At 39.5% G+C, this 13,279-nt stretch carries 8 protein-coding genes and 1 rRNA gene; 3 read left to right on the top strand and 6 right to left on the bottom strand.

The window, feature by feature from the left end; all coding sequences use genetic code 11:
• The 3 genes from rrf to BBI00_RS15280 form a co-directional block, all read left to right on the top strand.
• Positions 1-78, top strand: a 5S ribosomal RNA gene (gene rrf, locus BBI00_RS23785); the annotation flags it as partial.
• A gap of 393 nt (positions 79-471) precedes the next feature.
• Complete coding sequence (locus tag BBI00_RS15285) at positions 472-3,375, top strand: SusC/RagA family TonB-linked outer membrane protein (RefSeq protein WP_065399555.1); 2,904 nt, start codon at positions 472-474, stop codon at positions 3,373-3,375.
• Between the two features lie 16 nt (positions 3,376-3,391).
• Complete coding sequence (locus tag BBI00_RS15280) at positions 3,392-5,287, top strand: SusD/RagB family nutrient-binding outer membrane lipoprotein (protein WP_065399554.1); 1,896 nt, start codon at positions 3,392-3,394, stop codon at positions 5,285-5,287.
• Between the two features lie 109 nt (positions 5,288-5,396).
• On the opposite strand, the gene BBI00_RS15275 is transcribed toward BBI00_RS15280, so the two are convergent.
• From BBI00_RS15275 to BBI00_RS15250, 6 genes are all read right to left on the bottom strand, one after another.
• Positions 5,397-5,975 (bottom strand): hypothetical protein, encoded by a 579-nt coding sequence (locus BBI00_RS15275; RefSeq protein WP_065399553.1) that lies wholly within the window; start codon positions 5,973-5,975, stop codon positions 5,397-5,399.
• A gap of 9 nt (positions 5,976-5,984) precedes the next feature.
• Positions 5,985-6,512 carry a hypothetical protein gene (locus BBI00_RS15270; protein WP_065399552.1) on the bottom strand — a complete coding sequence of 176 codons (528 nt, stop codon included), beginning with the start codon at positions 6,510-6,512 and terminating at the stop codon, positions 5,985-5,987.
• On the bottom strand, positions 6,509-9,244 hold the full coding sequence (locus BBI00_RS15265; RefSeq protein ID WP_065399551.1) for a COG1470 family protein: 2,736 nt from the start codon (positions 9,242-9,244) through the stop codon (positions 6,509-6,511). The genes BBI00_RS15270 and BBI00_RS15265 overlap by 4 nt, the downstream gene beginning before the upstream one ends.
• Positions 9,237-10,040, bottom strand: coding sequence for a WxL protein host-binding domain-containing protein (locus BBI00_RS15260; RefSeq protein ID WP_228394767.1), 804 nt, complete (start codon positions 10,038-10,040; stop codon positions 9,237-9,239). Before BBI00_RS15260 ends, BBI00_RS15265 begins: the two co-directional genes overlap by 8 nt.
• Positions 10,041-10,139: 99 nt before the next feature.
• Positions 10,140-10,715: a hypothetical protein gene (locus BBI00_RS15255; protein ID WP_065399550.1), complete on the bottom strand. Its 576-nt coding sequence runs from the start codon at positions 10,713-10,715 to the stop codon at positions 10,140-10,142.
• A 187-nt stretch (positions 10,716-10,902) separates the two neighbouring features.
• Positions 10,903-13,248 (bottom strand): phosphocholine-specific phospholipase C, encoded by a 2,346-nt coding sequence (locus BBI00_RS15250; protein ID WP_065399549.1) that lies wholly within the window; start codon positions 13,246-13,248, stop codon positions 10,903-10,905.
• Between the last annotated feature and the right edge of the window lie 31 nt (positions 13,249-13,279).

The raw sequence follows: 13,279 nt of genomic DNA, 5'->3' as shown, positions 1-13,279 counted from the left end.
TTCCCATTCCGAACACAGAAGTTAAGCCCACCAGCGCCGATGGTACTGCTAACGCGGGAGAGTAGGCCGCCGCCAGTTTTTATTTTATTTTTAAAAATCCTTTATCATAACGATAAAGGATTTTTTTTTGTTTTATATCCCAAGAAGTTCTCATAGGTCTTCTTTATTTTTTCTCTTCTTCTTCTTACTTTTCTAAGCCACTCAATTCTTTATCTCCTTTTTCAGAAACTCTGAACCTTACTCTTTTGCTGTTCTATTAACTTGCCACTGATTGCACAATATAGGTCATGTGGTATCAGTTTTTTTGCATTTAACAATCTCATTTTTTTCATCATCATATTTAATTTATTTATTATTTGTTAGGTTAACTATCATTATATCAATAGTATCTATATTATATTCTTTATTTTTTATCAATACGGTATTAAATACTGTTAAAATATTATATTTGCGTTAAATCATTGTATATATATGAATAAATTAATAATTAAGATTGGACTTCTCCCATCTTTATTTTTAGGTCTGAACGCTTTGCATGGGCAAAATACAGATTCTACCAAAGCTGCAAAAATTGATGAGATTGTTGTAACGGCTTATGGTGCTAAAAAGGAGAAAAAGACATTGGGATACTCTTTCCAGGATGTGAAAGGTCAAACATTGGTGGATGCAAAAGAAACGAATGTTACAAATGCATTAGCGGGCAAAGTAGCCGGGCTTCAGGTGGTAAAAGGAGGTTTTGGGCCTGCCTCTTCATCTAAGATAAATCTTAGAGGGTTTAATTCGCTTAAAGGGGATAATCAGCCTCTTATTGTAGTAGATGGGGTACCTTTGAGTAATAGCGCTGGCTCGAAAGCTAAGCAGAATGATGGATACTATAATAATGATTTCTGGAATCCTGACTTAGATATGGGAAATGGATTGGCAGATATTAATGCAGATGATATAGAAAGTATATCAGTGCTTAAGGGCGGGGCCGCTTCAGCTTTATATGGATCAAGAGGGGGAAACGGGGTTATTTTGATCACTACCAAGACCGGAAAAAGAAAAGGAGGGCTGGGAATTACTTATTCTACAAGTTTAGGCTTCGAAACCATTTTTATGAAACCGGATATGCAGGATAGTTTCGGATTAGGGTTGAACGGTACCGTAAATCCTGCAAATAGCGATAATACAAGCTCATGGGGACCTGCTTTTGAAGGATCCGATATGAAGCGGTATGATAATCTGAAAAATTTCTTTAAGACAGGAATTAATTCACAGCATACTTTAAGTTTTCAGGAAAACTTGGGCGAAGGTACCAGTCTGTATACTTCAGCCAACTATTTAAATGATAATAGCCAGATTCCGAACTCCAGGTTTGAGCGATTTAATTTTATGGCGAAAATGAACTCTAATTTTGGAGCGAATAAAAGGTGGACCTCTGAAGTCAAAGTTCAATATATAAGTACAAAGGCTAAAAACAGACCTTCGGGAGGTAGGGGAGATGGTAATTACTATCCTAATATTCTTCTCATGCCTCAGAATATAGATATAAGAGATTACCAACAGGGACAGATGCAGAATGATGTGCAGTCGCGTTGGATAACTCCTAACGGGATTAATCCTTACTGGTCAGCTTATAATGGGCTTAATGCTGATAAAAAAGACCGTTTCTTATTAAACGGTTATCTTAAATATCAATTTAATGATTGGTTGAGCGGAGATGTCAGACTGGGAACAGACTTTTATGCACTGAATGCAGATGCAAGGGTATGGACAGGGTCTTCCCGCAGAAATGCGTATGCAACCAGTGAGGAAAAGTTTTATGAGAATAATTATATTGCAAGTCTTACTGCTAAAAAAGATAATTTACTGGGGAAATGGGGCGGTTCAGTTTCTGTTTACGGGCAAATGATGGAAACCAGAACCAAAGCGCTTTATTTCAGTACTCAAAACCTGATCGTTCCGAATGTCTTCAGTGTAAATAATACCAGTGATATTGCAGGTATTGCAAATAATGAGATCGATTTCTGGAAGAAGATCAATTCAGTGTTTGCTTCTGCTGAGATTAATTATGATGGTTACTGGTTCATTAATGCGACTGCAAGAAACGATTGGTCTTCTACATTAACGATTGAAAACAGATCCTATTTTTACCCTTCAGTAAGTACCTCTTTGGTTTTAACGGAAATGCTGAACAAACTGAATGGGAATACTTCGAAAGTATTAACTTTTGCCAAACTTCGTGCTGCTTATGCAATAACCGGGAACTCTTTGAATCCGTATGAGCTATACAATACTTATAAACTGGGCGCAGATCCGAATGGGGGTGCCATTCTTGGCAGAAAGAAAATCCTTTATAATTCGAATCTGCATGCGGAGAAACTTAAGACTTTTGAAGTAGGGGCAGATCTTAAATTCTTTAACAGGGTTTCTCTGGATGTAAGTTATTTCAAAAATACAGCAACAGATCAGCTGATAGATTTACCTATGAATCCACTTTCCGGATATGAGTATAGAAAAATAAGTTCAGGAGGGCTTAGTAACAGTGGGATCGAAGTGGTTGTCAATACTGATATTGTTAAAAAAGAGAATTTTACATGGAATGTGAATGCCAATTTCTCTAAATTAAAAAGTGTAATTGACAGAATTGACGGAGAGGTTTTAAAATACCCTTTAGGAGGGTTTGATAATGTCGGCTTCTTTGCAGAAGTGGGGATGCCTTACGGATCTATTTACGGAACAAAATTTTTAAGAGTGGAAGATCCTAACAGCCCGCACTATGGAAAACTTATTGTAGGACAGAATGGCTTGCCTCAGGCCACTGCTGAACAGTATTATCTGGGAGATCAGACGCCAAGGGCTTTATTTGGATTCACCAATAGCTTTGTATATAAGAATTTTGGAATTTCTTTCCTTATTGACGGAAGAATCGGTGGGAAGTTTTATTCATCAACACAATCAGCATTACAGAAAGCAGGGCTGGCAGCAGATACAGCTCCTGGCGGAAGAAGAGATAATTTTGTTCTCGATGCGGTAGTGCAGCAGAATGGAGCCTTTACTGCCAATACAAAAGAAATCACACAACAGGATTATTGGGCGGCTGTAACGGCAGGGAATTTAGGTATTACAGAACAGAATATCTATGATGCTACCAATATCAGGCTGAGAAATATTCAACTGTCTTATAACTTTCCGAAAAGTATTTTTGAAAAATTAGCATTACAAAGTGCTAAAATTTCTTTTACAGCAAACAATGTATGGATGATCTACAGCAAAGCCAAAGGAATAGATCCTGAGTCTGTATTTGCTATCAATTCCAATGCTGTAGGGTTCGAAAACCTTTCATTTCCTACCACAAGATCGTATTTATTTTCCATTACATTAGGATTTTAACCTTAACAATAACATCATGAAAAAATATATTTTATCTCTCATTGCACTGGCGGCATTTAGTACATCTTGTAATGATTTTGAAGACATTAATAATGATCCGTTTTCAGTAGATATTAATAGAGCTGAGCCTGAATATTTTTTAAATAATTCTATTCTGGGAGCACAGCAGGATCCCAATATTGCAGAACGTACCTTTGTTCTTTACTGGAAGACCGCAGCACGACAGCACCTGTCAACAGGAATTGCAGGCGGTTCCTATGACGACTCCTGGACTGTAGAATATTGGAAAGGGATCTCCGAATGGCTGAATAACGCCAACGCTACTATTGAAATTGCCAATGAGAAAAAAGCAATAGGTCAGGGTAAACCTTATTATGAAAATCTTATTCAGACTGCCAGAATCTGGAGGGCTTATTTGATGAGTGAGTTTTCTGATAATTTTGGGCCACAGCCTATTCAGGCATTTAAAGGGGTTAATCCGGGGTTTAATTCTGAAAAAGAAGTGTATTATTTTATTTTGAATGAACTGAAAGATGCTGCTGCTAAAATGGATGTCAGCCAGCCTGTTCCTTCAAACCCTAATGCAGTTGATATGGCTTATTCCTTTAAATGGGGGCAATGGGTAAAGTATGCTAATTCTATGCGGATGAGAATTGCCATGAGGATTTCAGAAGTGGATCCGGCAAAAGCAAAAGCAGAGTTTGAAGAGGCGGCTAATTCTAATATGCTGATCAGTACAAGTGATGATAACTTTAAAGTTAAGGAAGATACAGGATGGAATCCTCTATCGGGAGTGATGTCCAGAGAATGGAATTCCCAGATCCTGTCTGCAACACTTAATAATATGTATATAGGGCTTGGAGGAATAAATTCTACAGAACAATTACCGGCAGCCCAGCATACCGCAGTGAAAGCTTCAGATTATATCGGAATAAAATATGATGAACAGTTCTCAACAATGACCAATGACCCAAGTGCAGGATATTGGTTAGATGGTTTACCCAATAAAATAGATCCCAGAGCCTATAAAACATTCTATATTCCAGGAGATTTTATAAGTCCTATTTATTCTTTTTATCCAAAATACAATAATCTGGCTTCTACCAATAAGGGGGATCTTACCTTTGCCAATGGGTCTAAAATTACCATCAATACGGTAAATACCTGGAATACGACCACAATAGGAAACTGGGGTGTAAAAGGACAAAGAAACGGACTGAGAGGGGTGATCGGCTGTATGCCTGCTTTAGGAAAACAATACAGGGAGGGAACCAATTCCAGAATTTTCTTCGCAAGCTGGGAAACCTATTTCCTGATGGCTGAAGCTGCGCTGAAAGGATGGTCTGTTCCCATGAGTGATGAAGCTGCTTATAATAAGGGAATACAGGATAGCTTTGCGTATAACGGAGTTTCTCAGTTTTATGGTCAGTATATCATTTCAACAGATTATAACAGGGACGGAACATCTGTTTCTTATTCTCATACCACAGAACCTGGGGTAAGCCATACCATGAAGTATAAAGACCCGGTTACAGGTAATTTAATTTCAGTAGACATCAAATATCCTGTAAATACAATCTATAAAAACGGATCATTTAAAAATGATAAATTAACGAAGATCATTACTCAGAAGTATCTGGCTAATATGCCATGGCTACCTTTAGAATCCTGGAATGATCATAGAAGACTGGGATTGCCTTTCATGGAAAATCCTGCAATAGAAACGCCATTGGTTAATCTTCCTAATCTGAATTCAGGGAACTATATGACCAATTCTGTCCAGAATTTCCCTCAGAGATTGAGATATCCGAGCATTTTCAGAAACACTGATCAGACCGGATATGATCAGGCCGTCCAGCTGTTGGGTGGTGCTGACGCAGTATTAACCCCTCTTTGGTGGGCGAAACATTAAAATCTTAAGTATAAACAATCCTTTTCAAAACTTGAAAAGGATTTGTTTTTTTATGCTATTGGCCTGCAGAACTTTACCAAGTATCTTCAGGCTTCCATTGTCAATATGATCAGTTGGAGACTACAGTGAAAATTATGCGGGCACTGTAGTTGGCGGCAGGAATGGTAACAGAAACACCGGATAGCTGTAAGATCAGGTTGATATCCGAGAAATTTGCCGTATTGCTTATTCCTAAAACACCTGCAAAATTTAAATTGAAGAAAGTGGTATCTGAATTCGAATCTATAGGAATGAAGGTGTCGCCTCCACTGATGGTAGCTGAGCACAGCAAACACACGCCTGAAATGGTACCTGTTGTTGGCCCTGTTCGTCTTGCAGAAAGACCTAAAGAACTGTTCCAGGCATTGGAAGTATAACGCATGGTCATTTTTGCACCTTTTCCTGCAAGGACATTGAGAAAATTCCCGGATAATGTAGTGGATAGTGTTATCGCCGTCGTGGGAATGGAAGCATTACTGTAAGTTCCTGCATAATTACTGCCGGCTTCGGTGATCGCAGGTATAGTAGCTGCCCAGTCTCCGGAGACCATTACTACCTGTGCTTTCAGATAACTGCTTATGATCAGAAGAAACATAAATAGGTTTCTTTTTAAGTAATTGTTTCCGGGAAAGTAGCTGTTCATTTTCATGTTTCAGTTTTATTCTGTGATGGTATAGACGATTGTAACCGTTGTATTGGTCTGTGCTAATAAGTTGGCATAAGTACCCGGAACCAGGGAAATCGTAAGACGATGCCCGTTATTAGCTCCATTGCCCGTGTATGCTCCTCCGATTCCGCTTATGATCGTAACAGGAGTCGTGGTAAGGGTAACCTGTGCTGAAGGTGTTCCTAATGTACCTCCTCCGGCTCCGGAAGCTGCTGCAGCCTGCAATCTGATATTCACGCCGGGGATACCCGAATTAAGAAGAGCGGCTGTGATTTTTCTGGGAAGTCCTCCGGCGGCAATTGCAGAAGTATAATTGATCCATTTTGATGTGTTGGGAGCCGGGTTACCAAGAGGATTTCCTGCCTCAGTAGGGGCGGTGAAGTTCAGGGAGATATTTCCTGCAGGCTCTATGTCCATTAAAGTCACCACAGGTAAAGTGAAGGTAACGGTGGACTGGGAGTACACTATACCGGAGATCATCAAAGATGCTGTTAATAATATGGAACGTATGAGAATCATTTCTTGCCTTTTATTTCATTATATCCTACTTTCAGGGATTCCTGCTGATATTTGATTTCTAACTGATGTCTGACGATCTGAATACTCAGTTTTTTGGTCTCTGCAGCCTTCAGGGTAAATTCAAATTTATCCGTTGAAATCTTATACCGTTTGTCAAGACCATTCCGGTAGACTTTAACCGTCCAGTCTCCGGGACGCAGATAGGTAAAATCAAAATCTTCCCCTATGAAACAGATCTTACGATAGGTCTGCTCATTACTGACAGCTTCCAGAATGATACTTTCCTTTTTATTTTTACCCTTTTGAATCGTTGGTGCTTCGGGATCCGATTCTGTCAGCCGGATATGCCCTTGTACATTGGCCGCGGTAGTTAATCCGAAATTATAAATGTTTTCTTTATCAGCGAGCGCTAAAGCTACAGGAAAAGCCGAAGTCGGGATATCATTGATTTCTGTTGTTGACCGGTCTATTTCCAGAAAATAACTTCCCGGAGTAACATTTTTAAATGCATAATTACCCTCTTTGTCTGTGATGGATAAATAGCTCCCAAGCATCAGTCTTACTCCCTCTGTTCTTTTGATCCCAAGATTACGCACATTCCCTGATAAGGAAACGTATTCTGCCACTTTCTGTACCGGAATATCAGGACGCCAGGTATACCGCATTGAAAATATAAAATCTTTATTGCCTATTTCACCCCGTTGCAAAGAATACCTGCCTGAAAGATCCAGTTCATTTCCCGGAAATAACTGTTGGTGAAACAGCAGCTCAAACAGGTTTCTGTCTTTGAAATACTCCTCAGGAATATAATTATTCTGATAAAAGATACTTAAGCTCGTCTTATCAGAGAACCTACTGAAGATCCTGGCCCCGTAATAAAGCTGTTTCTGATTTTGCAGCTGGTACCGGGAAGTAATGGCGTAACTTCCGAATACATTAAATGATGTTCTGAATTTTTCAAATGAAAGATTGGCAGAATAAAAGCTGGAATTGCCGCTGAATCCCGTCAGATAATTGTCTGTATTTCCAATTTGCCCCTCAAGATTGACCTGGAATATTCCGATCTTCTGATTCAGACTCATCCTGAAAAACCGCTCGTAATAATCAAATTGTCTGGGCTCCAGGCGGTCCTGATATTTCTGATAACCGTTATTAAACATTACAAATCCATTGGGCAGGTATTTGTACTGCACACCATACTGTAAGTATTGCCTGTAGGGTGCTGCTAAAAATAATGTATCTCTTTCGAAATTTTTGGCATCCTGGGTATAGGTGGCCATTACACTGATTTTCTTTGATAACCTGTATTGAATATTTCCGTTAAAAGTATGGGTGTTGGTAAAATATCCGGCAAACATGGGGCTTGCTTTCATATACATCAAACTTCCGCTGAGTTTTTCCAAATTGATATCAGACTGAAGCATATAAGCTGTTCCATGGGTTGCTTTGGTAGTGCTGTAGGCAAATTCCCCGGAAAGAGTAATGTTTTTTGAGATCTTGAATTTTCCCTTGGTATAAGGAAGGTGGGCATCAGAATCCAACCTTGTATTTCTGTCATACATTTCTGCCTTTCGCGGTGTTTTGTACAGATACCCCACCGAGATTTCTGATTCTTTACGGATCCTGAAAGTTGAGTAGAAATTCAATTCATCTTTAATATCACGGAAAAATCTGGGATGGTTATAAAAGCCGCCCAGACTTACTTTATTGAAATCATACCGGATTTCCGCTCCCCGGCCGTATCTCGCAAACTCAGTCAAATAAGAGGAAGAATAGGTTTTATCTCCAAGATGCACATAAAAGCGCTCCCTTTTATAATTGATAAAATACTCTTCGTATTGGGTAAACGTGTTGAATTCTATAGGATTATGGGTGGCTGCATGGAATTCAATCTGATTTTTATTCTCTTGATCCAATGTTCCTTTGCCATAAAGCTCGCCCTGGAAGCCATCATTATAAACCCCCATATTTTTCATTCCAATGAAAGATAATGAGGCTGCAACGGGTAGCCTGTGGTAAATATCGCTGTTGGCAGGTTTTACCGATATCACCTGAGTACTCACATAGAGGTTTTGATTTTCTTTCGGATTATCTTTTGAATAGACCAAAAGGTTCAGATTCTGAAATTCATTCTGTTTAAGCTCAGCATTCGTTACTTTGTGTATTGTAATTACTTTGGATTCGTTCGGTCCAAGGGTAACAGACGGATCGTGATCAATAATCGCAGACTTACTTTCCAGGATAAGGGTTTCGGTTATGTTGCCGTTATTTTTTAAAAGAAAGGACGACCGGATGGTTTCTCCAGCCCTTATAAATTCAGGTGAATCCAATGTGGTCAGTGAGAATTTTCTGTTTCCGGAGACTGTTACCGGTACTTTTTTAGAAAAAGCAGTTCCGGTATTGAGGTCTGTAATATTCAGCGTTACCGAATACTCTCCCTGAGCTGTTTCTGCGGCAATACGTAAAGGAACCGGATATACGGAAGATTCATAAGGCGGAACCTGGAATTTTCCTTTTGCCAGGATAGGAGTGATGTGAGGACTTGAGGTCGTAACCGAAATATCGTAGTTTTTGTTTTCAGCCGAGCTGTTTTCCAATGTAAAAGGAACAGAAGTAGACATTCCTGGCATTAAGCTATCTTTTTTACTGATCAGTCGTTCTGACTGCTGTTGACAAAAAGTAGATACCGGGAATAATAACAGGATGATAAATAATGTCCAGGTTTTAATCATTTTTTACTTCTAGTTCCACATTCAGGGCAAAGGCATTGTCTTCTTCATCTGTGGCTATTATCGTAGCGGTATATTTATCCGGGGGTAATTTACTGATATCAATAGGGAAAATTTTGGAGGTAGAAGGCAGCAATCCCATGGTTAAACTGGAGTAAGTTCCGACTTTTTCCCCGGTCTTGCGGTGATAGATTTCAATGGATGCCGTTGGTTTACAGTAAAGATTTCCATGATTGGCTATGGCAATTTTTACAGTTTTTTTTCCTTCTTCCTTTTCTACTTTTACACTTTCGAATTTAAGTTCCGGTTTCGCTTTTTCCGTTTCAATGTCTGTAATGACCTGAATCGCATAGCGAATCACAGAGGTAATATTTACTCCTGGTTTATTGTCGCTGGGCTTTATGTCATCTACAGGTTCTACAATGATCACACTCCAGTAGCTGCCGGGAGATTTGACCTCATAAGGAACGGTGATTTCATACAATACCTCCGTTTTTTCTCTGGCCTTCAGGGTGACAAGATTGGTATTCAGCTTAATCCAGTTTCCATTGGTGCGCTGATTGGTCTGTAATGCAGTATAATGGATGGTGCCATCAGCATGGTAGGTGAAGTCCTGTAAAAATAATTTTACACTCTGAGGAGTATTGGCTGTATTCTCAATGGCTACTTTTCCCTTGTAAACTTTCCCGTTTTCTATTTTATAGGAATGCGTAAGACCGTTGAGAACCACAATACCGGCATGCAAAAATCCAAACTGCAACATAAAGGCGATCAAAAGAAGAATACGCTTTGTCATCATATAAAATCTAGGTTAAATCATTAATAATACAAAAGCAGGAAGAAACTGCTTAACAATTTCTTCTTGTTTTTGAAATGCAGAATAGAATGGTTGTTAATTCTAGTTGTCTGATATCGTATAAATTACTGTAGCTGTTGTGGTTGCTGTAACCTGTAGATCTGCATAGTTAGCTACTCCTCCGGGGCCGCTTCCTGCAGCAAGAGCGTACGTAAGATTGTGTCCGTTATTGGCTCCGTTACCTGTGTAAGCACTTCCTATCCCCGAAATAATAGTCTGATCTGCGGCGCTTAATGTAAGCAATCCTGCAGATGTGCCCAGTGTTCCTCCACCAGCTCCTGTAGGGGCGGCAGCTGTTACATGAATATCAACTCCGGGAACAAGGGCATTGAGTTTTACCGTTACATTACGGGTATCAGAACCGGATTTGATTGATGAATAGTTAAGCCATAAGCTATTATTGGCCGGGCTTGCCACAACAGGATTTCCAGCCTCTGAAGGTGCTGTGAATCCAAGAACAAGGTTTTTTGTAGCTGAAGGCTCAATGTCTACCAGTGCAACTTTAGGAATAGAAATCGTGATTGTATGGCTGTCAGTATTTGTGTCCTGCGCACTTAGATTTCCGGATATTCCAGCTGCTAAAAATGATAATGCAATCGTTAATTTTAGTTTTTTCATGATGCTGATAATTAGTTAAGTGAATATAATAAAATTCAGCATATTGTGAAAAAAATATAGTATAATTTTTATATCAGTGATTATTTGATTCCTATAATGTAATATATTTGATAATCATATAGTGAATTATATGAAAAATCCTGCACAGGTGGGTACAGGATTTTGTTTGAGTTATTGATTGGTTTTTCTATGCCCAGTGCGGATCAGAAACGGAAATTTTACCGGTCTCTATTCTTCCCGCAAAGTGCCACTGATGGTCGCCCGCTGTAATGTTAAAATCGTACCAGCCTTTGTTGTTATTGAGGTCAAAAGCTATTTTTTCCTCAGGCTTCTGCAACGCTATTGTTTTTTTTGTTTTCCCGTAGAGGTCTTCCAGTACTACAGAAATATTTTTCTTCTTATTGTTTCTGATGATCAGTTCCACCTGGTTTTTTGAAATAGTATTGACCAGAATGATTTCCAGATCCGGATCAGCATTTCCTTTAAACTTTCGGAAGAATCCGTTGGGCCCGAAAACTTCATAATCATAAGCCCCTGAGTGCACAGCATGGGATAGTTCCTGTTTTGAATACAAAGCATAAGAGAAATGATAATTATCCGTATTAAACCGTGCTCTGTCATAAACCAGCAGAGGAACACCGTTCTCTTTTAAATTGGTCATCTTTATCTCTTTCCCTTCCAGATTGACATGGAAATTATAAGGAAGCGCATGGGAAGGTTTCATACCCCTTTCCTGGATCTCAAGCAAATTGTTCTTAAGCTCGTTTTCTGAATACCATTTCAGATCCGGTACCGGTTTGTTTCTGGCAGCATTGATGGTTTTGGCATAATCTTTCTGGTTTAGATAGTTCATCTGCGGGGCTTTCACATTCGGACTGTTGAATGCTGAAGTCAGGTCTCCGCAGATAGCCCTTCTCCAGTCACTGATATTGTCAATATGAACATCCTTGCTGAATTTTTTCATAATAAACTTCTCCAGAAACTGAAGTACAGAAGTGTGATCGGATACCTCAGAGTTCACAAACCCTCCTTTCGTCCATGGAGATGCGATGATCATAGGCACCCTGTAGCCAAGGCCTACGGTACCTTCAGTTTTTTCATAATCTTTCAGAGAAGGATCAGACATGTATTCCTGGGAACGGTCTACATATTCCACTCCCTCTTTTCCGTTCATATCTACCGGCTGGCTCGGATTTAAAGGAGGGGCAAAAGGAAGTACATGATCAAAATAACCGTCATTTTCATCATAGTTGATGATAAAAATGGTCTTCTTCCAGGTTTCAGGATCTTTGGTCAGGATATTTAAAACTTCTGAAATATACCACGCTCCATACCATGGAGATCCCGGATGATCAGAAAAATGTTCGGGGGCCACAAGCCATGACACCAGCGGAAGCTTTTTTTCTTCCACATCTTTACGGAACTGGAACAGTACGTCTCCCTTAGGAACTACCAGTCTTTCCCCGTTTTCATCCTTTCCGGTTTCCAGGTTCCAGTAATCCGGATCGCCGGAATTGGTGGTAAATGCCTTTTCATGAAGATTTTTCTCCTCCTTCGAAAGTTTTGAATAATTATCCGGATGGTATTTTACCTCATCTTCCTTCAGTTCTGCAATCATGGCTTCCAGCCTTTCCTTCTGCTTAGGATTTTTTTCAATTTCCTTTTTCAGTCTTTCAATGAGGTTAGGAATATTCTGATGATATCCCTTTGAGAATTTAACATTGAACTTTGAAAACCACTCAATAGGGTTATCTGTAAAATTGCTCAGCCAGGCTTCCTGTTCTCCGGACATTCCTTTAGGAAGGCTGATTTCATTCTGATAAATTCTCCATGAAACATTCTGCTCTTCTAAAATTTCCGGAAAACTTTTCCATTTCGCCTGTCTGGCCTTATCATAATCAATATTTTCGTTGACAACGTTGGCTTTCACTTTTCCGTTTTGCTGTGCTCTCAAAGTTCCGGACCAAAGGAATAGCCGGTTGGGAGTAGTCCCCGTAAGTGAAGAGCAGAAATACTGGTCGAATATGGTAAAGGCATCTGCCAGCTGATAATAAAAAGGAAGATCTTCGCGGTTATAATATCCCAATGTAAGCGGAATATTTTTATAATCTTTATTTCCGGAAGCTTTTGCCTGAAGCCATTGATCATATTTTCCTTTATTCAGGGCATTTTGCTGGTTTTCCCATGAATGGGGAAGGGAGCTCATCCACGTAGATTTGGTATTTCTCAGATCCAGGCGGGCAGGAGCGGCATATTTCCCCGTATTATCCTTCTGAAAAAAAACGGAATGTCCGTCCGGTTTTATAAAAGCTCTTTTATCTAAAAATCCACGGACTCCTTTAAGGGCTCCAAAAGCATGATCAAACGAACGGTTTTCCTGCATAAGGATGACCACATGTTCTGCATCATAAAAAGTAGACTGGGCAGCCGGTTCAATAGCCAATGCTTTTAAAATAGAAGGGTGAAGAACACTTGAAGTTCCCAATCCCGCTAATAAAATGCTTGATTTTTCTAAAAATTCTCTTCTGTTCATGTTCAGTCGTAATAAGAAAGAAACCGCAAGT

This window comes from Chryseobacterium arthrosphaerae (assembly GCF_001684965.1).
Taxonomy (GTDB): domain Bacteria; phylum Bacteroidota; class Bacteroidia; order Flavobacteriales; family Weeksellaceae; genus Chryseobacterium; species Chryseobacterium arthrosphaerae.
The sequence above is the reverse complement of the archived record's forward strand: the minus strand, read 5'-3'. Positions and strand labels throughout refer to the sequence as shown.